The 24,811-nt window shown below is 59.1% G+C and carries 25 protein-coding genes, 1 tRNA gene and 1 pseudogene; 17 read left to right on the forward strand and 10 right to left on the reverse strand.

What is annotated here, in order from left to right; genetic code table 11:
- Window positions 1-30: 30 nt before the first annotated feature.
- From AC1DE4_RS08025 to AC1DE4_RS08040, 4 genes are all read right to left on the reverse strand, one after another.
- Window positions 31-1,083 (reverse strand): porin, encoded by a 1,053-nt coding sequence (locus tag AC1DE4_RS08025; RefSeq protein ID WP_477880854.1) that lies wholly within the window; start codon window positions 1,081-1,083, stop codon window positions 31-33.
- Window positions 1,084-1,650: 567 nt separating this feature from the next.
- Window positions 1,651-1,741: transfer RNA gene (locus tag AC1DE4_RS08030), tRNA-Ser, on the reverse strand.
- 80 nt (window positions 1,742-1,821) lie between these two features.
- Complete coding sequence (locus AC1DE4_RS08035; RefSeq protein WP_025659871.1) at window positions 1,822-3,039, reverse strand: NAD(P)/FAD-dependent oxidoreductase; 1,218 nt, start codon at window positions 3,037-3,039, stop codon at window positions 1,822-1,824.
- A gap of 84 nt (window positions 3,040-3,123) precedes the next feature.
- The gene (locus AC1DE4_RS08040; protein WP_477880856.1) at window positions 3,124-4,239 is read right to left on the reverse strand and encodes a Gfo/Idh/MocA family protein; all 1,116 of its coding nucleotides are present in this window, start codon (window positions 4,237-4,239) and stop codon (window positions 3,124-3,126) included.
- A 205-nt stretch (window positions 4,240-4,444) separates the two neighbouring features.
- On the opposite strand from AC1DE4_RS08040, the gene AC1DE4_RS08045 reads away from it, so the two are divergent.
- The 5 genes from AC1DE4_RS08045 to iolB all read left to right on the forward strand — a co-directional run bounded on the left by AC1DE4_RS08045 (window position 4,445) and on the right by iolB (window position 11,046).
- Window positions 4,445-5,308: a MurR/RpiR family transcriptional regulator gene (locus AC1DE4_RS08045; RefSeq protein WP_018857444.1), complete on the forward strand. Its 864-nt coding sequence runs from the start codon at window positions 4,445-4,447 to the stop codon at window positions 5,306-5,308.
- 103 nt (window positions 5,309-5,411) lie between these two features.
- A complete protein-coding gene (locus tag AC1DE4_RS08050) occupies window positions 5,412-7,346 on the forward strand; it encodes a bifunctional 5-dehydro-2-deoxygluconokinase/5-dehydro-2-deoxyphosphogluconate aldolase (RefSeq protein ID WP_477880858.1) in 1,935 nt (644 codons plus the stop codon).
- Window positions 7,347-7,369: 23 nt separating this feature from the next.
- Complete coding sequence (iolD, locus tag AC1DE4_RS08055) at window positions 7,370-9,220, forward strand: 3D-(3,5/4)-trihydroxycyclohexane-1,2-dione acylhydrolase (decyclizing) (RefSeq protein WP_025659874.1); 1,851 nt, start codon at window positions 7,370-7,372, stop codon at window positions 9,218-9,220.
- A 65-nt stretch (window positions 9,221-9,285) separates the two neighbouring features.
- Window positions 9,286-10,203 (forward strand): myo-inosose-2 dehydratase, encoded by a 918-nt coding sequence (iolE, locus tag AC1DE4_RS08060; RefSeq protein WP_025659875.1) that lies wholly within the window; start codon window positions 9,286-9,288, stop codon window positions 10,201-10,203.
- Between the two features lie 45 nt (window positions 10,204-10,248).
- A complete protein-coding gene (gene iolB, locus AC1DE4_RS08065; RefSeq protein WP_025659876.1) occupies window positions 10,249-11,046 on the forward strand; it encodes a 5-deoxy-glucuronate isomerase in 798 nt (265 codons plus the stop codon).
- A gap of 99 nt (window positions 11,047-11,145) precedes the next feature.
- Here iolB and AC1DE4_RS08070 read toward each other — a convergent pair whose 3' ends face one another.
- Window positions 11,146-11,586, reverse strand: a complete 441-nt coding sequence (locus tag AC1DE4_RS08070) for a glyoxalase superfamily protein (protein WP_025659877.1) — start codon at window positions 11,584-11,586, stop codon at window positions 11,146-11,148.
- Window positions 11,587-11,924: 338 nt separating this feature from the next.
- Between AC1DE4_RS08070 and AC1DE4_RS08075 the strand changes: the two genes are divergently transcribed.
- The gene (locus tag AC1DE4_RS08075; protein ID WP_025659879.1) at window positions 11,925-12,251 is read left to right on the forward strand and encodes a hypothetical protein; all 327 of its coding nucleotides are present in this window, start codon (window positions 11,925-11,927) and stop codon (window positions 12,249-12,251) included.
- 81 nt (window positions 12,252-12,332) lie between these two features.
- On the opposite strand, the gene AC1DE4_RS08080 is transcribed toward AC1DE4_RS08075, so the two are convergent.
- The gene (locus AC1DE4_RS08080; protein ID WP_477880885.1) at window positions 12,333-12,779 is read right to left on the reverse strand and encodes a baeRF12 domain-containing protein; all 447 of its coding nucleotides are present in this window, start codon (window positions 12,777-12,779) and stop codon (window positions 12,333-12,335) included.
- A gap of 275 nt (window positions 12,780-13,054) precedes the next feature.
- Between AC1DE4_RS08080 and AC1DE4_RS08085 the strand changes: the two genes are divergently transcribed.
- Both AC1DE4_RS08085 and AC1DE4_RS08090 read left to right on the forward strand, forming a co-directional pair.
- On the forward strand, window positions 13,055-13,450 hold the full coding sequence (locus tag AC1DE4_RS08085; protein WP_018116335.1) for a hypothetical protein: 396 nt from the start codon (window positions 13,055-13,057) through the stop codon (window positions 13,448-13,450).
- A 94-nt stretch (window positions 13,451-13,544) separates the two neighbouring features.
- On the forward strand, window positions 13,545-14,657 hold the full coding sequence (locus AC1DE4_RS08090; protein WP_018116336.1) for a pyridoxal phosphate-dependent aminotransferase: 1,113 nt from the start codon (window positions 13,545-13,547) through the stop codon (window positions 14,655-14,657).
- Between the two features lie 133 nt (window positions 14,658-14,790).
- On the opposite strand, the gene AC1DE4_RS08095 is transcribed toward AC1DE4_RS08090, so the two are convergent.
- The gene (locus AC1DE4_RS08095; protein WP_477880862.1) at window positions 14,791-15,057 is read right to left on the reverse strand and encodes an SEL1-like repeat protein; all 267 of its coding nucleotides are present in this window, start codon (window positions 15,055-15,057) and stop codon (window positions 14,791-14,793) included.
- 436 nt (window positions 15,058-15,493) lie between these two features.
- On the opposite strand from AC1DE4_RS08095, the gene AC1DE4_RS08100 reads away from it, so the two are divergent.
- Entirely contained in the window at window positions 15,494-15,832 is a 339-nt protein-coding gene (locus AC1DE4_RS08100) for a DUF2147 domain-containing protein (protein WP_018116338.1), read from the forward strand.
- A 74-nt stretch (window positions 15,833-15,906) separates the two neighbouring features.
- Here the strand turns inward: AC1DE4_RS08100 and AC1DE4_RS08105 are convergent.
- A pseudogene (locus AC1DE4_RS08105) lies at window positions 15,907-16,593 on the reverse strand (glutathione S-transferase N-terminal domain-containing protein).
- A gap of 168 nt (window positions 16,594-16,761) precedes the next feature.
- On the opposite strand from AC1DE4_RS08105, the gene AC1DE4_RS08110 reads away from it, so the two are divergent.
- Window positions 16,762-16,938 carry a hypothetical protein gene (locus tag AC1DE4_RS08110; RefSeq protein ID WP_018116339.1) on the forward strand — a complete coding sequence of 59 codons (177 nt, stop codon included), beginning with the start codon at window positions 16,762-16,764 and terminating at the stop codon, window positions 16,936-16,938.
- A 95-nt stretch (window positions 16,939-17,033) separates the two neighbouring features.
- A complete protein-coding gene (locus tag AC1DE4_RS08115; RefSeq protein ID WP_018857456.1) occupies window positions 17,034-18,530 on the forward strand; it encodes an AMP nucleosidase in 1,497 nt (498 codons plus the stop codon).
- Between the two features lie 10 nt (window positions 18,531-18,540).
- Here AC1DE4_RS08115 and AC1DE4_RS08120 read toward each other — a convergent pair whose 3' ends face one another.
- Entirely contained in the window at window positions 18,541-18,765 is a 225-nt protein-coding gene (locus tag AC1DE4_RS08120) for a hypothetical protein (RefSeq protein WP_018116253.1), read from the reverse strand.
- 147 nt (window positions 18,766-18,912) lie between these two features.
- On the opposite strand from AC1DE4_RS08120, the gene AC1DE4_RS08125 reads away from it, so the two are divergent.
- The 4 genes from AC1DE4_RS08125 to AC1DE4_RS08140 are packed head-to-tail and all read left to right on the forward strand — an operon-like array spanning window position 18,913 to window position 21,254.
- A complete protein-coding gene (locus AC1DE4_RS08125) occupies window positions 18,913-19,272 on the forward strand; it encodes a YciI family protein (RefSeq protein ID WP_477880865.1) in 360 nt (119 codons plus the stop codon).
- Window positions 19,273-19,282: 10 nt separating this feature from the next.
- Window positions 19,283-19,642 (forward strand): YciI family protein, encoded by a 360-nt coding sequence (locus tag AC1DE4_RS08130; RefSeq protein WP_018857459.1) that lies wholly within the window; start codon window positions 19,283-19,285, stop codon window positions 19,640-19,642.
- 4 nt (window positions 19,643-19,646) lie between these two features.
- Window positions 19,647-20,006: a YciI family protein gene (locus tag AC1DE4_RS08135; RefSeq protein WP_018116256.1), complete on the forward strand. Its 360-nt coding sequence runs from the start codon at window positions 19,647-19,649 to the stop codon at window positions 20,004-20,006.
- 3 nt (window positions 20,007-20,009) lie between these two features.
- Window positions 20,010-21,254, forward strand: coding sequence for an RNA polymerase sigma factor (locus tag AC1DE4_RS08140; protein WP_477880867.1), 1,245 nt, complete (start codon window positions 20,010-20,012; stop codon window positions 21,252-21,254).
- Here the strand turns inward: AC1DE4_RS08140 and AC1DE4_RS08145 are convergent.
- Window positions 21,222-22,184 carry a lysylphosphatidylglycerol synthase domain-containing protein gene (locus AC1DE4_RS08145; protein ID WP_477880868.1) on the reverse strand — a complete coding sequence of 321 codons (963 nt, stop codon included), beginning with the start codon at window positions 22,182-22,184 and terminating at the stop codon, window positions 21,222-21,224. The two genes, AC1DE4_RS08140 and AC1DE4_RS08145, sit on opposite strands and share 33 nt — an antisense overlap.
- Before the next feature lie 69 nt (window positions 22,185-22,253).
- On the opposite strand from AC1DE4_RS08145, the gene AC1DE4_RS08150 reads away from it, so the two are divergent.
- Both AC1DE4_RS08150 and AC1DE4_RS08155 read left to right on the forward strand, forming a co-directional pair.
- Window positions 22,254-23,270, forward strand: a complete 1,017-nt coding sequence (locus AC1DE4_RS08150) for a glycosyltransferase family 2 protein (protein WP_025659884.1) — start codon at window positions 22,254-22,256, stop codon at window positions 23,268-23,270.
- Entirely contained in the window at window positions 23,263-24,759 is a 1,497-nt protein-coding gene (locus AC1DE4_RS08155; RefSeq protein WP_477880870.1) for a glycosyltransferase family 39 protein, read from the forward strand. The genes AC1DE4_RS08150 and AC1DE4_RS08155 overlap by 8 nt, the downstream gene beginning before the upstream one ends.
- Window positions 24,760-24,811 lie beyond the last annotated feature (52 nt).

The following is a 24,811-nucleotide window of genomic DNA, read 5'->3' on the forward strand; positions in this document are numbered from 1 at the left end:
GCTCTCCTGATTGACTGAGGTCAGATCAGATTAGAACGCACGCTGCAGGCGGAAGTAGCCCTGCGTCTGGTCTTCGATGCCGTCGCCATCGAGGTACTGGACCGAAGCCTTAGCGTAGAAGTTGTCGGTGATCTGGTAATCAACCGTCAGACCAACCTTCCAGGCGTCGTCGTTGGTGAAGTCTTCGTCGCTAGCGTCAATACCGTAGTTGAAGAAGTACTGAGCACCGGGGGTGATCTTCAGCTTGTCGGTAGCCTGGATGGCGTACTCAGCTGCGATCGTCCACTCGGAAGCGTCGTAGTAGGAGTTGCCGCCAGATGCCCAGACAGCTGCGAGGCCAAGGGTACCCGGACCAACAGCAACCGTACCCATCGCACGGATCGCACCTTCTTCGTTGTCGGTGTCATAGCCACCGATAACCTGGTAGGTAAACGCGCCAGCCTTGCCGCCGAGGCCGAGAGCAACGCCAACGTTGTTCGGGTTTTCGTCGGAGTTAAAGTGACCGTCTTCCAGCTCGTCAACCGAGATACCGGCATAGAAGTCGCCAGACTCATACTGGTAACGGATGGAGTTGTGCAGCGTTTCGTGGCTTGCGAGAACGTCGGTTTCGCCCGAGAGGCCGTCATCCCACCAGCTGTAGAACAGACCGGCGCGGAAGCCAGCGATGTCGATGTAAGCCGAGTCGAGGATCGAGTTCTGGTAAGCAGAGTTGGCAGCATCAGCATTGTGCTGCAGAACGATCACGCCGGTGAGCGGGCCGTACTCGGTGTCGCTCTTGGCCGTGAACTGAACCTGGCCGCGGGTGAACGCATCCCAGTCAGACGTGCCATGATGACCATTGTCCAGCACGTCGCCGTGGTCAGACTGATYCCGACCAACATCAACCTGGAAACGGATGTAACCTTCGATCTTCAGGCAGGTTTCCGTGCCCGGGATGTAGAAGTAGCCGGTGCCGTAAGCGTCGCAGACGCGGACGTATTCAACCGGTTCCGGCTCAGCAGCAACGATAGCGTCAGCAGCCTGAGCACCGGAAACTACTGCAAGAGCAGCAGCGGAGCCGAGAAGAAGGCTCTTGATGTTCATATTGACCTCCAATTCAAAGTTTCGATCGGGTCTGGGTTTTTCGCCGTTAGAGCAGCGTTCCCTGCCCCATCCCCATGTTTCAAGAAGTCGGACGATCAACCGCCCTTGCTTCCGAGGTTGAAAATACAAGACCGGGACTGTCACGCAATCACCAACTTGCCCGTTTGGGGTGTTTGCGACAGCCTTCCGCATACGCTGTTGCTGAAAGGTCACAAATGCGGCATCCGCCCCTCTCGTTTCTTTATACTTTATTAAGAAACCCCTGATTTTGCGGGAGTTTGCCGCCGCTGAGCTGGGGTGTGCGGCTGTGGATTGTGCCACATTGGAACCAGTTTCCTGCTGGATTCGCGTCTTTTACAGGAGATGAGGGAGACAGCGTGTTGGCGCCTGCCCTCGGCCTCAGTGCTATCGCAGCAGAATCAGCTTTGTTGACGAAAGATGATTCTCGGTTCGATTCTGCTGACGCGAGATTCGGGACGCCAAACGCGGAGGTCGTGGACAGCGCACCGAAAGACGACGCACTCGAAGAGCGGTCATTCGTCGAAACAGTTTGTGCGATGATCATGGTGGCGGAGAGGAAGGGATTCGAACCCTCGATACGCTTTTGACGTATACTCCCTTAGCAGGGGAGCGCCTTCGACCACTCGGCCACCTCTCCGGTGGGAGCCTGATAGAGTCATTCGACAGGTGACGCAAGCGCTTTTTCGGCTTTTTCACCTGATGCCGAGGCCGCCGGCCTCAGCTCAGCAGTTGCTTGAGATCGGTAGATGCGTCAGCAATGATCGCCCTGTCAGGATTGATCCCGGATTCCAACATCTTCTTGCCGCTGACGTAGGCCCTGGCGTCATTGATGGCATCCACGGCGATGAACGCCCCATTCTTGAAATACCAGATCGAGTGGGCGCCGTCGCGCGAGCCTGGACGCAGGACTGTATCGTCATAGCCCATGTTGAAGCCGGCGATCTGCAGCTTCACGTCATACTGATCCGACCAGAACCAAGGCTTGGGATCGTATGCTTCGTTGCCGCCGGCGATGATGGCGGCGACGGCTTCTGCCTGGTCGACGGCGTTCTGCACCGATTCGAGACGGATGCGTCCGCCTTGCCACGGCAGGGCCGCACAGTCACCCGCGGCAAAAATCGACGGATCGGACGTGCGGGCGAATTCATCCACGATGATTCCGTTGGCGACCTCGAGACCCGCCTCCTTGGCGAGTTGATCGTTCGGGACGACGCCGATGCCGACAATGACGAAATCGACCTCGATCGTGGATCCGTCGGAGAGTTCGGCAGCGACAACCCTGCCTTCATGGCCGACAAGATGCTTGAGCCCGGTCTTCTCCCGGATGACAACGTCATGTGTCTCATGAATCACCCGCATGATGTCGGCCGTCTCCCTGGCAGCGACGCGCTGCAGGATTCGGTCAGCCATCTCGATCACGGTAACCTCGAGACCGCGGTGACGGGCGACAGCAGCTGCCTCAAGTCCGATATAGCCACCACCAATAATGAGGACTCGGCGACCGGGCCGCATTTCATCGGCAAGCAGGTCGGCGTCGCGTTTGTCGCGCGCCACATAGACACCTTCAAGATCTCCGCCGATTGACGCCGGCAGCGCGCGCGGCGTCGAGCCAGTGGTCAGCGCCAGGGTGCCGTACTCTAGCGAGGAACCGTCCTGCAGCAGGACCTGTTTCTTGTCGCGAACGATCTGCTCCGCCCAGGTGGAAAGCCTGATCTCGACATTGTTGTCGGGGTACCAGTGTTCCGGCCGGAACAGTAGTCGATCGAAACTCATCTCGCCAAGCAGGTACTTCTTCGTGAGTGGCGGCCGCTGGTAGGGCAGCGCGTCTTCCGCACCGATGATGGTGATTGGGCGCATATCCTTGAGCGCACGCAGTTTCGCGGCCAATGCAAAGCCCGCCTGCCCCGCGCCGATGATCACCAGTCTGTCCGTCACGTTTTCACTCCCAGCATGCAGCCGCTCGTTCCAGAAAATGGGTATCCCCTGCCTCCAGCGCCGTCAACCGGAAGCGGACAGACCTCAATCGATCTCGATCCAGCGGCGCTCGTGGAATGACTGTGCCATGGCGTGAACGGACTTCTCTATCCTAAGACCGTCTTCGAATGTCACGATCGACGACGGCTCACCGGAAATTGCGCGGATCAGTTCGCGGCATTCGATGATTTTCAGGTCGTTGAAGCCGAGCCCGTGGCCAGGCGCCGGGATGAAGCGATCGTAGGGCAGATGTGCCGGGCCGGCGAGTATCTTGCGGAAGCCCTGCTCCGAGCCGCGCCCTTCGGCCTGATAGAGTTCGAATTCGTTCATGCGCTCTTGATCGTAAGTGATGGCGCCATTCGAGCCGAAGATCTGCAGCGCGATTCGCCCTTTCCGCCCCCAAGCGGTGCGGTTTGCCATCAGCACCGCAGAGATCCCACCGCCAAGTCGCATCAGGACATTGGCCGCATCGTGATTCTCGACATCGCGGCGACCGCCTTCCTTCAACGGCCGGCTGGCGTAGGGCTTTACCATGTCGGTGATGACAGCCTCGACGTGACCGAACAGATACCAGAGCAGCGACAGCGGGTGCACGGCGAAATCATCAAGCGCGCCGTAGCCGGCGGAAAGCTCGCTCTTCCAATAGAAGAAGACATCGGGATCGGCCATGAAGTCCTCGTCCATCTCGACGCGGATGTGATTGACCGCACCGATCGCCCCCTCCTCGATCAGTGCCTTGATATGCCGGATGATGGGGTTCTGGATATAATTGTAACCGAGAACGGCGATCTTGCCCGAGGCCCTTGCCGTCTCCAGCATGCGTTCGGCATCGGCATAAGCCGGTGCCATCGGCTTTTCGCACCAGACGTGCTTCCCCGCTTCGAGCGCGGCAATCGCCATCTCGGCGTGGAACTGGTTCGGCGTGGTGACGGAAACGACATCAACTTCGGGATCGGCGATCAGCCTGCGCCAATCGGCGGTTGCCTTTTCGAAGCCGAACTCGGAGGCGCGCTTCTCGGCAAGCTCGGCATTGGCTTCGGCCAGATGGACCAGGCGCGGGCGTTCGACGTCGCAGAATACGGTCTTGACCGCATTCCATGCGAGTGCGTGGCACTTGCCCATATAGCCAGTGCCGATCAGGCCGATTCCCAGTGCTTTCATTGTATCTCCTCCAGATGTCGGGCGGATTTTTGGAATATTTAGATCATTTTGACAAGCGGCCTTTCTCGCGCACTTTTGCCGCCCGGCTCCAAAAAACTGTTCAAAACACTTGGATTTCAATAGAATAAAAACAATTGGGCTCCCGAATGAAAATCATCTATGCTCATAAATATGGAATGTTTATTTCGTTCAATGGACAGCGTGGATGGACAGTGACAGCAAAACGCCCGCCAGGGTTCCTCGCGACTTCGAGAGCCTACGCAGCATCATCATCGAACGGAAAGCAAACATGCCGAAGCGGCTTGCGCAGGTCGCAGCTTTCGCACTCGGCAACCCGGACGAAATCGCCTTCGGCACGACGGCAAGCATCGCTGCGGCATCCGACGTGCAACCGTCGACCCTGGTGCGTCTGGCCCATCATCTTGGCTACGAGGGCTTTTCGGACCTGCAGAGCATCTTTCGCGAACGCCTGCGTGACCGAACGCTGACATATGAAGAGCGACTGGTGACGCTGGAGCAGGCAAGCGGCGAGGACGAGGACGCCAACCTGCTTTCGGGTTTCATTTCGGCTGCGAGCCAATCGGTCAACAGGCTGGCGGCTACCGTTCAGACGGATACCTTTACCAAGGCAGTCGATATCCTCGCGGCTGCCGAGACGATTTACCTGATCGCCAAGCGACGCTCTTATCCGCTGACGGCGCATATGACCTACGCCTTCTCGAAGCTGAACATTAGGCACCAGATCGTCGCATCGCCAAATGGCGTCGACCCGGAAATGGTGCAGTTCGCGACGGGGAAGGATGCAGCAATCGCGGCGAGCTTCTCTCCCTATGCCGCCGACAGCCTCAGCCAGGCGGAAGCGTTGGCGGATCGTGGCGTACCTGTCGTTGCCATCACCGATTCGGCCTTTTCGCCCCTCGCCGCCCGCGCCACCTGCTGGTTCGAGGTGGCGGAGGCAGACTTTGCCGGCTTCCGCTCGCTTTCCGCTTCGATGGCCCTGACAATGGCAATTCCGGTGGCGATCGCCGAGCGGCGGCGCAAGCGAGCCCACGCAAAATCGACTAAATGAAAATGGAACAAACATTCCGAATTGACAACAATACGGAACCGATGTTTCATTGTTCGCAATCAGCAGGCGTCATGCCGTAGCCAAAATCTAGCGGGAGGACATCATGGCACAACCGAACCCGGGCTCGCAGCCAGAACCGTCGCTTGACGTGATCACGATCGGGCGTTCCTCGGTCGACCTCTATGGGCAACAGATCGGCTCGCGCCTTGAGGATATCGGTTCTTTTGCCAAATCTGTCGGCGGTTGCCCTGCGAACATTGCCATCGGGACAGCCCGTCTCGGGCTCAAGTCGGGCCTGATTACCCGCGTCGGCGACGAGCAGATGGGCCGGTTCATCATTGAGCAATCTGCGCGCGAAGGGGTCGAGACGAAAGGCATCAAGACCGACAAGGAGCGCCTGACGGCGCTGGTGCTCCTCGCCGTCGAAGCCGAAGGCGTATCGCCGATGATCTTCTATCGCGCGGACTGCGCCGACATGGCGCTCGATGAAGGTGATATCGACGAAAGCTTCATCAAGTCGTCGTGCGCCGTGCTGGTGTCGGGCACGCATTTTTCCCGGCCGAACACGGAAGCCGCACAGCGCAAGGCCATCCGCATCGCCAAGGCCAATGGCCGAAAGGTAATCTTCGACATCGACTATCGGCCGAACCTCTGGGGCCTCGCAGGCCATGCCGAGGGCTTTGAGCGCTATGTGAAGTCGGACCGTGTCTCCTCCAAGATGAAGGAAACGCTTCCAGACTGCGACCTGATTGTCGGAACGGAAGAGGAAATCCTGATTGCGTCAGGCGCCGACGACGTCCTTGGCGCACTCAAGGAAATTCGCCGCCTGTCGCCGGCAACGATCGTTCTCAAGCGCGGTGCGATGGGTTGCATCGTCTATGACGGTCCGATCAGCGACAATCTGGAAGACGGCATCGTCGGCGAAGGCTTCCCCATCGAGGTGTTCAACGTGCTCGGCGCCGGCGACGCCTTCATGTCAGGCCTGCTGCGCGGCTGGCTGAAGAACGAGCCGCTGAAGACCTGCGCCACCTGGGCCAACGCCTGCGGCGCCTTCGCCGTCTCCCGCCTGCTCTGCTCGCCTGAGTATCCGACCTGGGCGGAGCTCGACTTCTTTCTGAAGCACGGCAGCAAGCATCGCGCGCTGCGCAAGGACGAAGCGATCAATCACATTCACTGGGCCTCGACGCGCAAGGGCGACATTCCGCTTCTCATGGCGCTTGCCATCGACCACCGGTCGCAGCTCACCAGCGTCTGCGACGAACTCGGCGTAGATTACAAGAAGATCGTCGCCTTCAAGCGCCTTGCGGTAGAAGCCGCCGCCCGTGTCGCGGATGGCCGCAACGGTTACGGCATGCTGATCGACGAGCGCTTCGGACGCGACGCCTTCTTCGATGCGGCAACCAAGAACTTCGCATGGATCGGTCGCCCGGTGGAATTGCCGGGTTCCAAACCGCTTCGCTTCGAGTTCAGCCAGGACATCGGCTCGCAGCTTGTGGAATGGCCTCTCGATCATTGCATCAAGTGCCTGTGCTTCTACCATCCGGACGATCCGGCAGCCCTGAAGACCGAGCAGCAGGAAAAGCTGCGGACGCTCTTTGAAGCCGCCCGCAAGGTTGGCCGCGAATTGCTCGTCGAAATCATCGCAAGCAAGAACGGACCGCTGACCGATGATACGATCTCGATGGCGCTGGAAGAGCTCTATGCGCTCGGCATCAAACCGGATTGGTGGAAGCTCGAGCCTCAAGCTTCGACGGCCGCCTGGAAGAAAATCGATGCCGTGATCGCCAAGAACGACCCCTGGTGCCGCGGCATCGTGTTGCTCGGCCTTGAAGCGCCGGCCAACGAGCTGGTGAAAGGCTTCGAGGCGACGCTTGCAGCTCCTTCCGTGAAGGGATTCGCCGTCGGCCGCACGATTTTTGCCGAGGCAGCCCGCGGCTGGCTTTCCGGCAAGTTGAATGATGAAGAAGCGATCGCAGACATGGCCGGACGCTTCCGCCAATTGACCGAGGCCTGGTTGAAAACCCGCGGCCTACATTAATTAGAGCATTTGGGAGGTGCCCCATGGGCAAGACTGTACGATTGACGATGGCGCAGGCCGTTGCGCATTTTCTCAAGAAGCAGATGACTGAGGTCGACGGGAAGAAGGTGCCGATCTTCGGCGGCGTCTGGGCGATCTTCGGGCACGGCAACGTCGCCGGCATCGGCGAGGCCCTATACCAAGTGCGTGGCGAATTGCCGACCTATCGCGCCCATAACGAACAGGGCATGGCCCATGCGGCGATTGCCTATGCCAAGGCGAATTTCCGCCAACGCTTCATGGCCTGCACGACCTCGATCGGCCCCGGTGCACTCAACATGGTGACGGCCGCCGGTGTCGCCCACGTTAACCGCATTCCGGTTCTCTTCCTGCCGGGCGACGTCTTTGCCAACCGTGCACCGGATCCGGTGCTGCAGCAGATCGAGGATTTTGGCGACGGCACCGTTTCAGCCAACGACGCTTTTCGTCCGGTCTCCCGCTATTTCGATCGCATCACGCGCCCCGAGCAGATCATCTCGGCGCTCAAGCGCGCCATGCAGGTGCTGACCGATCCCTATGATTGCGGCCCCGTCACGCTGTCATTGTGCCAGGACGTGCAGGCGGAAGCTTTCGATTATCCCGAAAGCTTCTTCCAGGAGCGCGTCTGGACCATGCGCCGTCCGCGCCCGGATGCCGATGAACTGGCAAACGCCATCGCGCACATCAAGAAATCCGAAAAGCCGGTCATCATCGCGGGCGGTGGCGTGCTTTACTCCCAAGCAACCAAGGAACTGACGGCATTTGCGGAGGAACACCGGATCCCCGTCGTGGTCACGCAGGCCGGAAAGTCGGCGATCGACGAGAGGCACCCGCTGGCGCTTGGCTCGGTCGGTGTCACAGGGACATCGGCGGCCAATGCGATTGCAACGGAAACAGATCTGATCATCGCTGTCGGCACTCGCTGCCAGGATTTCACGACCGGCTCCTGGGCACTGTTTCAGAACGAGAAGCTGAAAATTCTCGGCCTGAACATTGCCGCCTACGATGCCGCAAAGCACGACGGCCAGACATTGGTGGCTGACGCCCGTGAAGGGCTGAAGGCAATCTCAAGTGGGCTCGCAGGCTGGAAAGCACCGACCGCGCTGGCGGAGAAGGCCGAACGGGAAAAGAAGGTCTGGGTGGAGGCGGCCGCCAAGGCGATGGCGAGCACCAATGCCGCCCTGCCCTCCGACGCCCAGGTGATCGGCGCCGTTACGCGCACGATCGACCTCGAAAGGGCAATCGGCCTTTGCGCCGCCGGCGGTCTGCCGGGTGAGATGCACAAGCTATGGCCGGCGACAGCACCTGGCAGCTATCACATGGAATACGGCTTTTCCTGCATGGGCTACGAGATTGCCGGCGGGCTCGGCGCCAAGATGGCGCATCCCGAAAAGGAAGTCTTCGTCCTCGTCGGCGACGGCTCCTACATGATGCTGAATTCCGAGCTCGCGACGTCGGTCATGCTCGGCCTGAAGCTCAACATCGTCCTGCTCGACAACCGCGGCTACGGCTGCATCAACCGGCTGCAGATGGCGACCGGCGGCGCGAACTTCAACAACCTGCTGAAGGACGCACACTACGAAGTCATGCCCGAGATCGACTTCCGGGCGCACGCCGAGAGCATGGGCGCGATTGCGGTCAAGGTTGAGTCGATCGCCGAGCTTGAAAAGGCCATCGCCGACGCGAAAAAGAATGACCGTACATCGGTTTTCGTCATCGACACCGATCCGCTGATCACGACGGAAGCTGGGGGCTATTGGTGGGATGTGGCTGTCCCTGAAGTCAGCCCGCGTGAACAGGTCAACAAGGCGCATGCGGCTTACGTCAAGGCGCGCGCCGGCCAGCGTATCGCCTAACCGGCTGTTTTAATTTTCGGAAGAGCGGTCCCGCTCTTCCAGCAATGCCTTTGAGGAGACTATTGATGAAGGCCAAACTTGGCATGTCGCCGATCGCCTGGTGGAACGACGATCTTCCTGAGCTCAGCGACGACGTATCCCTGGAAGAATGCCTGCGCCAGTCGCGCAGCGCCGGCTTCACCGGCATGGAACAGGGCCGCCGCTTTCCGAACAATCCGGCCGAGATGCTGCCGATCCTGCGCGCCGCCGACGTGACGCTCTGCGGCGGCTGGTTCTCCGGCACGCTTGTCGACGAGGACCTTTCCGCCAACAAGGAGCGCATTGCGCCAATGATCGAGCTGTTCAAAGCCGTCAACGCGCCTTGCATCGTCTATGGCGAGGTTGGCCGTTCAATTCAGGGGGACCGCTCCAAGCCGCTTGCCACCAAGCCGCGCCTCTCCGACGACGAGATGAAGGCTTATGCCCGCAAGGTCACGCAGTTTGGCGAATGGTGCGCCGAGCAGGGCATGCCGCTTTCCTATCACCACCACATGGCGGCCGTCGTCGAGACCGAGCCGGAGCTCGATGCCTTCATGCGCAATTCGGGCGAAGGCATTCCCCTTCTGCTCGACGCCGGGCATCTGGCTTTCGCCGGCGGCGACGTCTTGCGCGCCATCGATAACCACCAAGCCCGCATTAACCACGTCCACGTCAAGGACATCCGCAAAGCCGTTGTCGACGGGCTCGACCGCAGCAAGCAGTCATTCCTCGATGCGGTAGCGCTAGGCGCCTTCACGGTACCCGGCGATGGCTCGCTTGATTTCGGCGCCATTGTCAAGCGGTTCGCCGGTTACGGGTATGAGGGATGGTTCGTCGTCGAGGCAGAACAGGATCCGCGCAAGGCGCCGCCGCAGAAGATGGCGGAGATCGGTCACGCCGAACTGATGCGGGTGATGACGGCCGCTGGCTACACGGTGGAAACCGAAGGCTTCCCGAAGGGATAACACGCCCGTTGAAGCGCATTGATGTGGAATGAAGGACATACGTTCATGCCGAACCTTCTCGTAAAGCCCAAGGGTGACAGCGGTCGCGTCACCCACGTCACGCCCGACACCGCCGGCTGGACTTATGTCGGCTTCGACATGCATCGGCTGAAGCCGGGTGAGACCGTCTCCGGCGCCGCAAGCGACCGTGAAGTCTGCCTCGTCTGGGTGGCCGGCAAAGGCAAGGCGACCGCCGCTGGAGAGGATTTCGGTTCGGTCGGCGGGCGCATGAGCCCATTCGAGGGTGCGCCGCACTCGCTCTATGCTCCGGCTGGCACAAGCTGGTCGGTGACGGCGGAAACCGATCTCGAACTTGCCGTCTGCTCGGCGCCTGGCGGCGGCGATTACAAGGCGAAGCTCATCCCGCCCGGCGTGCACCCGCAATTCCAGCGCGGTAAGGGCTCGAATGTTCGCCTCGTGACCAACATCATGCCCGAGGACGACAACTCCGCTCATTCGCTGCTGGTTGTCGAGGTCATCACGCCGAACGGCAATACATCCTCCTACCCTTCTCACAAGCATGATCAGGACAATCTGCCGAACGAGAGCCTGCTGGAGGAGACTTATTACCACCGCATGAACCCGCCGCAGGGCTTCGCCTTCCAACGCGTCTATACCGATGATCGGTCGCTCGATGAGGCGATGGCGGTGGAGAATGGCGACGTGACGCTGGTGCCGAAGGGTTACCACCCGTGCGCCACCGTCCACGGCTATGATCTCTACTATCTCAACGTCATGGCCGGCCCGAAGCGGGTATGGAAGTTCCACAACCAGCCAGAGCACGAATGGCTGCTGAAGGCGTAGGCGAAATCACGATCGGCAAATAGCCTGACAGCGCGGCAGCGTGTTGATGGTCCAATCCTCCATCAAGTGCCGCCAACGCTGCGCACACTAAGTGGCCACTTAAATCTCGAGCACGAGATGTGGGACGCCGTTCGAGGTCTTGCGCGGAGATACGCCATTGCTGTCGACCTGCGCGTTGATGCGCTGCCGGAAGGCGGAGAAGCTCTCGAAGGTCACGACATCCACCGGTTCGTCGAAGTGGATGGTGATCTTGTGGAGCCCGCCGCCCGGTTGAGCGGCAAGCGCCAGGACCTTGCCGGTGAACGGCTGGTTCAAATAGCGGCCGCGCACCAGGGAGCCTACGGAGATGGCGGCGATCGGTTCCTCGTTCGGCCGGGTGGCGAGTGCGGAGAGCGTGTTCCAATCACGCACGCCATGCTGCTGGGCAATGAGTTCCAGCGCGGCACTATGAGAGATCGCGGTGCCGCGCGCTTCCATGGCCTGGCGGAGGCGCTTGGCTTGCGATTTCAATTCTTCGATTGTCGGATATGCGGTGGTCACGGATTCAGCCTTTCGGAAGGCATGCCATTTCGACCTGTACAAGGGTGCTCGCATTGCCTGCAGTCAGCATGCACCAATTGGCTGCGACTGATCCTATCGAGTACTTCACCATGGACTTGTCGTCCGCGAGCGGCAGGCGCCTCGAGCCAAGTTCGATATGCTTGAACGGCGGCGAACTGTCAAGCGATGCCAAGGAGGCCCATCCCTGTCTAATAACGAGCCATTTTGATCTCCAGACAGGCATAAGCTTCGGATTGTAGGGCGTCATTCAGAAGTTGTCAGCAATCTTGCGCTAATCTCGAAGCGTACAACAAGCGGACGCTACCATGGCCTTTCAGATGCACCTCGACACAGAGCAGCCCGAGCAGGCTTACCGGGAGTTTTCGCTCAACCGCCCCGGAAAGATCATCTTCGTTGGGCATCACCTCAGCACGGGAACGCAGGTCCGCTGCCTGATCCGCACGATCACGCTTGCCGGCGCGGTGCTGGAGGTCAATCCGAGCCTCGAGGTCCCGAACCACTTCTTCCTCGAAATCCTCGGCATCCACGACGAGATCGGCTCGACGGTGGTCAAGCGCGAGGGCGACCTCGTGACGATCAGCTTCAACATGCTGATCAACCCGGAATTCCTGCATCACGTCTTAAGGCTGAATTTCGAATCTTAGCCTCGATGTATTGCTCTTGCATCTTGTCTGCGAAACCGCCGCTTCCCTGGTGGCGGTGCGCCGCGGCCGTAGGAGGTTGCGTCAAGAAGCTAGGTGCCGCTCTATTTGGTCGACCGGCAGATTAATGTAATCCTTCGGCACCTCAGCCGAAACTGCAGCCTGAACATCGGCCGATAGGTTGGCTCGCAGCGTACCGAGCGCCTTTGGCGGCGCAACCAAAATGATGCGACGCGCGTTTTTTTCACGCACCAGCACCTCCAGCTTTGCGGCAACCAGCTTCAGGAACTTTGCCTCGGCCTGCTCGTGCCAGTCCGTCTGCTCAACGGCACTGGCACTCTGCCCATCGGCCGCATGCGTTCGACCCGGTTTGTCTGCGCCTATTTCGCGGTCCGGTTCGTTGGGCTGACTGAGGGTTTCTTCAACCTTGAGATTCATCAATTCCGCATCGCCTGCGTTCCGCAGGATCAATGCCTTGGCACCATCGCAAACGACGACCCACGACTTCGACGGAACTCTGACATCAACCATTGTGATTTCCTCGCTCTGCAATTTTGAAGCGCTGTGCGCCGTCGACAATTAGGCAAACGTGCAAATCGACAAAGAGTTCGATGACATTTCGCGACAACTACGGTCCGGCGAATCCATTCGCACTCGACGCGAGAAGATGTTCGCCCAGCTGGCCGAACGGGCGGAAATGGCCGCATCGCTAAAATTGTATTTTCCTCGTTCACAATTGTGCAAGGCATTCGTGTGAGGCTTCAATTGAAGAGGACCGGGATTACCTTGGTTCAGGGAAACGCGGAATGTCGATGCTTCGTGCCACACACCTTGCAACCGTGAAATCCGCGGTTTACGAGACGCGCTGGGAAAAATTCAACGTAAGGCGCCCCGCCCGGATCGTTGCGGTTCGGCCCTGTCTTACCGGCATCTCCGTCCGGAGTGCGGAGATCGTCGATATCTCGCAGGGTGGCGCTACGTTTGTCGTGTCATCCACCGCGGGCCTGCCAAAGCACTACTACCTTAACATTCTCGGCCTTGCCTATCGGATCGGTTGTGCGGAAACCTATCGCAACAACGAACGTATCGGCGTCCGCTTCATCAATACGATCGAGCCCGACGTGCTGCGCCGCGTTTTGCGCGCCGACTTCATGATTGGCAACATGGAAGCGATCGAAGCCCGCGGAATTGTGCGGATGTAAATCGTGAATACCGGGGAATAATGTTTCTTGCCTTGGCGGCAGCGGGGCCTATTGTCGGTCCGAATTTTCACAGCATCCAGGAAATTGCCCCAGCATGTCCGCCTTCTCGCGCTTCACGCCGCTTGCTAACGCCCTTCCCTCCACCGTTCCGTTCGTCGGCCCAGAAGCAATCGAGCGTCAGCGCGGCTTTCAGGTCAAGGCGCGTATCGGCGCCAACGAGAATGGCTTTGGCCCTGCCCCATCCGTACTCGCAGCCATGCGCGTCCAGGCTGGCGAGATATGGAAGTACAACGATCCTGAAAACTACGAGCTCAGGGAAGCACTTGCCAACCATCTGGGCGTCGGAATCGACTCCATCGCGATAGGGGGCGGCATCGACGAACTGCTCGGCCAGATCGTACGGCTCGTCATTGAGCCGGGCGCACCCGTCGTGACATCGCTCGGCGGCTATCCAACGTTCAATTTCCACGTTGCCGGCTTCGGCGGGCGGCTCGTGACCGTGCCCTATGCCAGCGATCGCGAAGATCTCGACGGCCTCCTCGCAGCCGTCAAACGCGAGAACGCGCCGCTGGTCTATTTCGCCAATCCGGACAATCCGATGGGAAGCTGGTGGGATGCCGACAGTGTCGTCGCCTTTGCCCGTGCGCTACCGGAAACCACGTTGCTCATTCTCGACGAGGCCTACAGCGAAACCGGCCCGGCGGGATCGCTGCCCCCCATCAGCGCGCTGATCGACTTGCCGAATGTTGTGCGCACGCGCACCTTCTCGAAAGCCTATGGCCTGGCGGGCGCCAGGGTCGGCTATGTCATCTCGACATCAGGTACGGCGCGCGCATTCGACAAGATCCGCAATCATTTCGGCATGAATCGACTGGCCACGATCGCTGCACTGGCGGCACTCAAGGACCAAGCCTATCTCGCCGAGGTCGTGGCCAGCATCCACGGCGCGCGCGACCGGATCGCCGCCATCGCCAAGGCCAACAACCTCGTTCCGCTCGCCTCCGCCACAAATTTCGTTGCGATCGACGCCGGACGTGACGGCACCTATGCCCGTGCCATTGTCGATGGCCTGATGCAGCACGGCGTCTTCATTCGCATGCCCGGCGTTGCCCCGCTCAACCGCTGCATCCGCGTCAGCGTTGGACCGGAAGCTGACATGGCGCTTCTCGAGGAAGCCCTGCCGCAGGTACTTAAGACATTGGGTTAAACGCAAGGAACCGCGCCAGCCTTGTTCCTGCCGGTCGCGGTTGATGTCCTGGCATTGGCGCGTCCAAGCACCGCGCCAGCCCCCTTTTGAGGTTGTTATCGATCTTGCCCGCGCCTTTGCGGGCAAACGGTTCTCAGTGGATCGTCATCCATTCGCGGGCAGCGCGCAGCGCTTCCACGATCTGCATCTTGTCCATGCCTGCGACAACGTCAGCCCGAAGCTCGGCGGCGCGGTCGTTGCCTTTGATCGCTGCGATGTTCAGCCACTTGTGAGCGGCGACCAGATCGACAGCGCAGCCGCGGCCGGTCGCATACATCAGACCCATTTCGCAGAAGATGTCGGCGTTGTTCTCGCCACCCATGGTGGCCATTTCAGCATTGTGCATTTCAAAGCGTGCCATCGGTTTATCCCTGTTTTGCCTGTTATCGACTTGCCCTGTTTTACCTCCGGAGACCTGCCGTCTATCGCGGTTTTAAGTACCCTTCGGTTCGGCGGGTTTGCCCCGCTCGTTTGATGGATCCACTATGCCGATGCGCTTTCAAAAAACGCCTAAAACGCATGATTAATGTGAGACAAACAAAGTGCAAACGCTTGGTAAAATTGGATTTTTGTTAAGCATCGGATCCCTTGCGGATTAAGGATTTTCGACACAATTTTACGGAATATTCAGATCTGAAAATCAACCTTCCGTTCACCACGAAATCAGCATCAAATGCCCAGAACGGAAGATTTCGCCGCTGTCGGTCTGCGAAAACGCTCGCCTGAAGCAGTGAATAACACATTTACGTTTACGTTCGCGTCATCTATTTTCGCGGCTGGACATTAGGGAGGAACGAATGATCCGAACACTTATTCTCTCTGGCGCATTGATGTTTGCCGCCGGGGCAGCTTCTGCTGACGAACCGATCGTCGGCAACTGGAAGACAGCTGCGGGCGATACGGCCCAGATTGCATCTTGCGGCGGCAGCTACTGCATCGTGCTGAAATCCGGCAAGTATGCCGGCAAGAAGATCGGCATTCTCGCAGGAAGCGGTGTTACCTATACCGGCCAGATCACCGATCCAGCCAATGACAAGACCTATAGCGGATCCGGCAATATTTTCGGAAATTCACTGAAGATGAAAGGCTGCGTCCTCAACGTGCTCTGCAAATCGCAGACCTGGACACGCCTGTAAGAAACGGCTTTCCAAAAGAAAGCGCCCGGAAAGCCGGGCAGCCCGGAAAGCCGGGCGCTTTTCTGCGTCAATTGTCAGCGGGCGCGCTGATTGAAAAGGATCTTTTGCGCTTCCTTGTCATCGGCAAGATTGCTGCGTTCGCGTTTTTCCTTGCCGATTGCCGTGCCGCCGACCACGGCCGGGCGCTCCATCATCGTCTCGAACAGCGCTCGAGGTTGGGAAACTCGTTCAGGTCCTGTCCCTGCTTCTCGTATGGAACAACACAGCCGATGCAAGCCATGTCGGCGATCGAGTAGTCCACGGCGAGATATTCGCGCTCTGCCAACCGCTTGTTCATCACACCGTATAGGCGGTTCACTTCATTGGTATAGCGGTTGATGCCGTATTCGATCTTCTCCGGCGCATAACCGCGGAAGTGATGCGCCTGTCCGGCCACGGGGCGCAAGCCACCGACCTGCCAAAAAGGCCATTCCTCGATCTGGACGCGTGTGCGCTCGTCCGTCGAATAGAACTTCCCGAACTTGCGACCGAGATATTGGAGGATGGCGCCGGAATCAAACACCGAGACCGGTTCGCCGCCGGGGCCATCGGGATCGACAATTGCCGGCATGCGATTGTTCGGGACGATCTTCAGGAATTCCGACGTGAACTGCTCCCCCTTACCGATGTTGATGTACTTGACCTTGTGGGGAACGCCGAGTTCCTCGAGCATGATGCTGATCTTCCAGCCGTTGGGGGGTGGGCCAGTAATAAAGCTCAATCGTGTGCCGTCATGAAAATCTCCTTTGCGGGACAAAAGAGATAAGCAGTAGCAGCCGCGCTTCAAGCTGCCCGGCTTCATGAACGCCTGATGAACCATGATCTCAGCACCCGTTCAGCCACAACGTGGCAAGACTGTCTCAACGCTAAGGCGATACCGGGGCAAAGTCATGGATATGCTCATTTTGGCAAGACGTTTCACCATCATCACGCTGTTTGCAGCAGTCTTCGCCGTCAGCTTTTCGGTTGCGGTCAACCGCAATGCCGGTGGCGGTGCGCAGTCACACTTCGGGGCCAACTATACGTGCTTCGACGCCAGCCGCCCGTTCTGTAGAACAAGCAACTGACTGGCTGCGCGGCAGCACATCGCAGCCCCCAAAAATCTCTGCAATCCCTTTAGCCGCGTCGTTTGCTTGTTAGGAACAACACCCTATAATGCCGCATGAACAAACGAATCTCTTCCCCTCTCGACATTTCGTCTCCGTCACCTTTCGCGCCGCAAACCTTTGACGATCCCGTCGAGGCAGTCGACGCGCTGACAGAACTCTACGAACGCAACACCCATTTCCTGGTTGAGAGCTTCGCCACGCTAGCCAAGGGCGCGCCAATTACATCGCGCTATCGCGCCTTCTACCCACAAGTGAGCATCGAGACGACGAGTTACGGCCACATCGATACTCGTCTGTCCTACGGGCACGTTACCGCTCCCGGTATCTACACGACGACGATTACTCGGCCGCAGCTGTTTCGGCACTATCTGAAGCAGCAGCTTGGCTTGCTGATGAGAAATCATAACGTGCCGGTCGTCGTTTCAGAATCGACGACACCTATTCCACTGCACTTTGCGTTCGGTGAGGGTGCCCATGTCGAGGCATCCGCCGCGGCGTTCATGGACATTCCGATGCGTGATCTGTTTGACACGCCGGACCTGAACACAACGGACGACGAGATTGCCAACGGCGAATACATTCCACCGCCAGGCGAACCTTCGCCGCTTGCCGCCTTTACCGCTCAGCGCATCGACTACTCGCTTGCCCGTCTTGCCCATTACACCGCGACCGGCGCGCAGCATTTTCAGAACTTCGTGCTGTTTACGAACTACCAATTCTACATCGACGAATTCTGTATTTGGGCACGCAAGCTGATGGCGGAAGGCGGAGACGGCTACACGGCCTTTGTCGAGCCGGGCAATATCATCACGCATGCCGGCTCCAATCAGCCCGAGACCGACGTTACGCTTTCGCGCCTCCCGCAGATGCCGGCCTACCATCTGAAAAAGAAAGGGCATGCCGGGATCACCATGATCAATATCGGCGTCGGCCCATCCAATGCCAAGACGATCACCGACCACGTGGCCGTCCTTCGCCCGCATGCCTGGCTGATGCTCGGCCACTGCGCCGGCCTGCGCAACAGCCAGCGCCTGGGTGATTATGTCCTTGCTCACGCGTACATGCGCGAAGACCACGTCCTTGACGACGATCTGCCTGTCTGGGTGCCGATCCCGGCACTGGCGGAAGTGCAGGTCGCCCTGGAGGGCGCCGTGGCAGAGATCACCGGCTACGAAGGCTTCGAGCTGAAGCGCATCATGCGCACCGGCACAGTCGGCACGATCGACAACAGGAACTGGGAGTTGCGCGACCAACGCGGCCCGGTCAAGCGTCTGTCCCAGGCTCGTGCCATCGCGCTCGACATGGAATCGGCGACGATCGCCGCAAACGGCTTCCGCTTCCGCGTGCCCTACGGCACCCTGCTCTGCGTATCGGACAAGCCGTTGCATGGCGAATTGAAGCTGCCCGGCATGGCGACCGCCTTTTACAGGACGCAGGTCAACCAGCATCTGCAAATTGGTATCCGTGCGATCCAGAAACTCGCAGCAATGCCGCCGGAAGCACTGCATTCGCGCAAGCTCAGAAGCTTCTTCGAAACGGCCTTCCAATAGGCCGTTTCCCTTATTGGCGAGTGGCTGCGACCGCGCTAGTCGCAAGTTGGCGCTCATAGTGCTCGCCCGCGGCATCCAGCACCACAATCGTAACCGCAAAAAGGGCTGCGACGGCAACGAGGCGTGCGATTGTGGCCCGCATCATTGGCAGTTCCGTATCAGCCTGATAGGGCTGTTTGTTCTGTTGGCGACTTGCGCGGATGGCGTTCGCCAGCACGATCTCGAAAAAACCCATCGTCGTCACTCCATATTGTTGACGACACTTGGTCGAAGCCAGTGTGCTCGTTTCGACCCAAATTTCCGCAAAAAGATTTTTTCGCTTCCTGTCGAAATCACCCTAGGCTGAGCGTCCAATGATCGTGACAGCCAGGGAGAGCGAACGATGAAATATCTCTGCCAGGTCTGGTTCGAGCCGGCGACGCTTGAAGCCATGACCGAGGAGGAAAAAAGGAACCTCGACAGAGCGTCCCTCGCTTACGACGATGATCTGATCGCCAGCGGGCACATGATCGCCGCGCAGGCGCTGCAATCGCCAAAGAATGCCGTGACCGTCCGCGTTCGAAATGATGAAATGTCAGTGACGGACGGCGCTTTTGCAGAAACAAAAGAACAACTCGGCGGCTTCATTCTTATCGACGCAAAAGATCTGAACGATGCCATTCGCGTTGCGGCCGGTATCCCGCTTGCAAGACTAGGGTCAATAGAAGTCCGGCCGATCTACGATATTCCGGTCTATAGTTGAGGGAGACGTCATGAAATATCTCTGCCAGGTCTGGTTCGACACCGAGAAGAGCAAGCTCGTCCCGCAGGAAGAGTGGGATGTGGTCACGCAGGAATGCATCGCAAGCGACGATCACTGGCATGACCGCGGCGTCCTGCAAGTCGCTCTTGCGCTGCACGAGCCCGAATCTGCAGTTACTCTTCGAGTGAGGCAGGGCGTCACGACGGCAACCGACGGTCCCTTCGCCGAAATCAAGGAACATCTTGGTGGTTTCGTATTGATCGACGCCGCCGACATGGAAGAAGCCGAGAGGATCGCCTCGACGTTCCCCATATTGAAATACGCTTCGATCGAGATACGGCCGGCCTATTCCATCAAAGACGGGAGATAATGCGATGCGCTATGTTTGCCTGATCTACAATTCGGCCGATGTCGACGGTCGTCAGGCCCCTGCCGAAACCGAAGCTGTCGTTCGCGCGCATTTCGGCTTCGACGAAGGGTTGCGCGAACGGGGCACGCTGATTCATGCCGATGCGCTCGAAACGCCCGATAAGGCTGTCGTCCTGCGGGTGCGCAACAACGAGCTTAGCATGACTGATGGCCCTTACGTCGAGACGAAGGAGCATCTGGCCGGCCTGTATGTTATCGATGCCTCCGATATGGATGAGGCAAAGGCAATCGCCGCTGGAATTCCATGTGCGCGAATTGGCGCTGTGGAAATCCGCCCGGTGCGGATCCTGACATTGCCGGAGTAGACCTTGGAACGTCTGATCGAGGATATTTACCGATCGCAGTCTCGCCGGGTGCTTGCGACACTCATCCGTCTCCTTGGAGACTTCGACAGGGCCGAAGAAGCCCTGCACGACGCGTTTGCAGCCGCCGCGCGGACGTGGCCCCGCGATGGTGTTCCGGCAAACCCGTTCGGCTGGCTCGTTTCCGCCGGGCGATTTCGCGCGATCGACCACATCAGGCGCCGGTCGCGTTTCGATATGTCGGCGAAGGACATCGAGGAAAATCTATACGGGTCTTTCGATGAAACGGAGATTGGCGACGTGGACCTGATCCAAGACGACATGCTCCGGTTGATCTTCACCTGCTGTCATCCGATCATACCCGCCGACGCGCAAATGGCGATGGCGCTTAGAGAGATATGCGGACTTACGACTGAAGAGATCGCCCATGCATTTCTAGTCCCCGCCCCAACTGTGGCACAGCGCATCGTACGCGCGAAGAACAAGATCCGCACAGCGAAGATTCCCTACGAGGTTCCCGAGCGCGAGGAATTGCCGGAGCGGCTCGACCGGGTGCTGCATGTGATCTATCTGGTTTTCAACGAGGGATACTCCGCTTCGTCCGGCGGGGAGGTCGTCCGGGCGGATCTCACCTCGGAGGCCATCCGCCTAACACGGCTGCTCGCGCGCCTTCTGCCTCATCCTGACGTTTCTGGGCTGCTTGCCCTCCTTCTTCTTCAGGATTCGCGTCGCGCTGCCAGGCGAAGCCCGGAGGGAGGCCTCATTCTCCTGGCCGATCAGGATCGCAGGCTTTGGCACGGTGAAAAGATTCGCGAAGGTCTCGAGCGCCTCGACGGCGCCCTGCGGAATGGCGAGGTCGGTATCTACACGCTGCAGGCGGCCATCGCTGCGGAGCACGCGCGAGCCGAGACGCCTGAGAGAACGGATTGGCGCCGCATCGTCGGCTTCTATGATCTACTGCTATCGGCCCAGCGGTCGCCGATTGCCGAACTCAACAGGGCCGTCGCCGTGGCGATGGTGGAGGGAGCAGAAAGAGGTTTGCAGCTCGTTAACGCCATCCTGCAGGCAGGAGAATTGGAGAGCTATCATCTTGCGCATTCGGCCCGTGCCGATTTTCTGAGGCAACTGGGACAGAAGGCCGAGGCGATTGCAGCCTACGAGACAGCCTTGAGGCTGTGTCAACAGGCGCCAGAGCAGACATTCCTGAGAAAACGGATTTCAGAGCTTACGGCTGCGGCCGAGCGGCAGTGATATCGCAGTGCCCGTCAGTGCCGAGACGATGATCAGCAAGTGCGCATTGATGCTTGCTTGCGCCAAGGCAGCAAGGGCCGTCTTCTCGCTGGATGCGCCTAGGGCAACGGCACCGGCAGTGATCCCGGCCGGATAAGTGCCGACGCCACCCGGCGCGTGCACCGGAAGCACAGAGGAGAGCTCGCCGCCAAGCGCCCCGCCGAAACTTGCTGCCATCGGCAATACGCCCATCAGGTTGAGGGCCCAGGCGAGCACCAGAACCTTGACGAGCCAGTTGATGACGGTCATCGCCCAGGCGCGCGTGAAAGCCGCGGCATCGACCGGAAGTCCCCTCTCAACCTCAACCACCAGCTTCTGCCCTTTTACCGGCAGCATCGTGCCGGCAAGCCGCAACAAGGGTCGCCTCAGAGCAAAAGCGACTACCGGAAGTGACAGGAAGGACACCCAGACGATCCATGCAACGATGTTGTGCGGTGACGCGATCGCGAAGCCTATGCCGGCGGCAGCCAGCAAGGCGTGCAGATCAAGCAGGCGCATGACGAACAGCGCCGACGTGCCGCGCGCCAGCGGAATACCGAACTCGGTGCGCATCAACACCGGAAAGCTTGTCTCCCCCGTTCGAAACGGCAGCATGATATTCAGGAGATTGTGAATCTGCGTGACGCGAAAAAGCACCTTGAAGCGGCCCGCAGTTTCTCTCGGAAAATAATCGTAGATGCGCCAGGTCCTGAGAAAGTAGGTGCTGGTCAGAAGTGCGAGAGCGGCGATAATCGGGATAGCACCGACCTCGGCCCATTGTCCGAGAATGACCGGCCAGCCCCAAAACCACTGGATGAAAAGCGCGTAAGCCGCCACGATCACGATCGTCAGCAGCGTCATCCGATTGCGGATAATCCAGGATTGTCGGCTGGCAACAACCGGAAACTTCATATAGTAGGCTTTCCTGACTATCGCGGCGAATGCCGCTTTTGGCCGTGCGCCTTGTAGGAGAATTCAAACGTGCAGACAACAGTAGACCCACGTCAGGGCCTCGTGGAAGCGATGCGGCCGGTCGAATTGTCGCTCGTTGTGCCTGTCTTCAACGAGGAAGAGAGCGTCGGCCCGCTTGTCGATCGCATCTGCTTGGCCATGGCCCGCTACTCCGATCGCTGGGAGCTTATCCTGATCGACGATGGCAGCACCGATGCCACGCTGGTAAATGCGCGCAAGCACATCGGCCGCGAGGGCCTTACGCTGAGGATCGTCGAACTGCAGCGCAATTTCGGCCAGACGGCCGCGATGCAGGCAGGCATCGACGCCGCGACCGGCCGATTGATCGCCACAATGGATGGCGATCTGCAGAACGACCCGAAAGACATTCCGTCCATGGTCGCCGAACTGGAGCGGCGTGAGCTCGATCTTTTGGTTGGCTGGCGCAGGAACCGCCAAGACGGTCTCCTGCTACGCAAGATTCCCTCATGGTGTGCCAATTACTTGATCGGGCGCATTACCGGCGTGAAGCTGCACGACTACGGCTGCAGCCTGAAGATCTACCGCGCCTCGATCATCAAGCAGGTGAAGCTGATGGGCGAAATGCACCGCTTCATCCCCGCCTGGGTCGCCGGCGTCGTGCCAAGCTCGCGCATCGGCGAAATGGTCGTGACCCACCATGCCCGCCAGCACGGGCAGTCCAAGTATGGCATCTCGCGTACTTTTCGCGTGATCCTCGACCTGCTTTCCGTCATGTTCTTCATGCGATACAAGGCACGGCCAGGCCATTTCTTCGGCTCACTGGGCCTCGGACTGGGTGGGATCTCCGCTCTGGTGATGCTCTATCTGTTCGTCGACAAGTTCGTCTTGGGCAACGACATCGGCACCCGCCCGATGCTGATGGTCGGCATCGTTTTCATGCTGTCCTCCGTGCAGTTGATCACGACCGGCATTCTTGCCGAGATGATTGCCCGTACCTATTATCGCGACGACACCTCGCCGAACTACATCGTCCGCCAGGTCTTCGACGGAAGTGAGAATGCGTAATCTGCTGGCTCGCAAGCCGGACGCGGTTGTCCTGCTGCTGGCGGCATATTTTGTCGTCAGCTTTGTCGTTCGCCTCCTCGTGCCAAACGGCCTGCGGGTCGATGAGTCCCAGCAGGCGTTCTTCTCGCAATGGCTTGTGGCCGGCTACGACACCCAGCCGCCGCTCTACAACTGGCTGCAGGCGATGGTGGTGTCCGGCTTCGGATTGTCGATCGCAACGATTGCCGCAACCAAGAACCTGGTGCTGTTTCTTCTTTTCCTGAGCTACTACAAGCTGGCCAAACTGGTGCTCGATGATCGCCTGTTTGCTGCCATCGCGACGCTTTCGCTGTTCACGATTCCACAGGTTTTCTGGCAGGCACAAAGGGACCTGACCCATACAGTCGCCCAGATGCTGATGATAAACCTCTTCATCTACAGCATCATCAAAACGCTGAAGGCCCCATCCCTGTTCTCCTACGCGGCAATCGGCGTCACGCTGGGACTCGGCATGCTGTCGAAGTACAACTTCACTCTCGTCGTGTTTGCAGCGCTCATTGCAGTGTTTCTGCATCCAGAGGGACAGAAGCGCCTGTTCGACCGTCGCTTCTTGCTTTCACTGGCTATCGCGGTCCTCATCTTCGCGCCGCACGGCCTTTGGCTCCTTAACAATATCGGCCTGGCCGCAACCCGAACGCTGAATACCATGGCGCAGGAAGCGCCGGCCAGCGTACTCGCGAAACTGATCAAGGGGCCGACCGAGTTCTTCGGTCAGGTGCTCGTGATCATGGCGCCTCTTGTTGCGGTTTATGCAATCGTTTTCGGCAAGAAGTTCCTCCGCAGTCTGCGACCGACGACCATCTGGGCTCACTTTTTCGACACGATATTTCTGGCGATTGGCGTGCAGGTTCTCGTGCTGGTTTTCGCCATCGGCATAACATCCATGCGCGACCGATGGGTGGTGCCCCTCCTGTTCTTGATGCCGATTGCGTTTTGCCTGAAGATACAGGCCCGAGGCATTCGACCGCAGGATTTTGCGCGGCGCTTCTTTATCGCACCTCTCGCGGTCATGATCATCGTCCCGTCGCTGAGTCTGGTTCTCGCGCACGCGCCGTCACTCTTCGGCCGGCCTGAGGCCTACAACGCGCCTTACGAGGAGTTTGCCGGCAAGATCATTGCTGAGGAAGGCAAGCGTCCTGGGCTTGTGCTCACCGACAGCTGGCCGGCGTCGGGAAATATACATATGCAGTTGCCTGATGTTCCAACGATGTCCACGTTCTTCGGCAACCTGGCTATCGATTACGATTGGACCGCGGAGAAGCCGATCCTGGTGGTTTGGCTTCCCTCCAAGGATCGAACGGCGCTACCGCCGGTACTGGTTAACTGGATTGAACAGAACCTCGGCCCGCAATACTCCGCAGTGGCGACCAAGTACACAAGCATCGGTTACATCGGCGGGCGACCGGAGGATCAACGGCTCTTCGGCTACGCCTGGATATATCCGCGCTAGCTCCGGCGTCCCCCTCAGCTCGTCCGACCGATCCAGAGCGATTTCTGGGATG

The sequence above is a fragment of the Rhizobium sp. 10N414 genome, assembly GCF_056394785.1.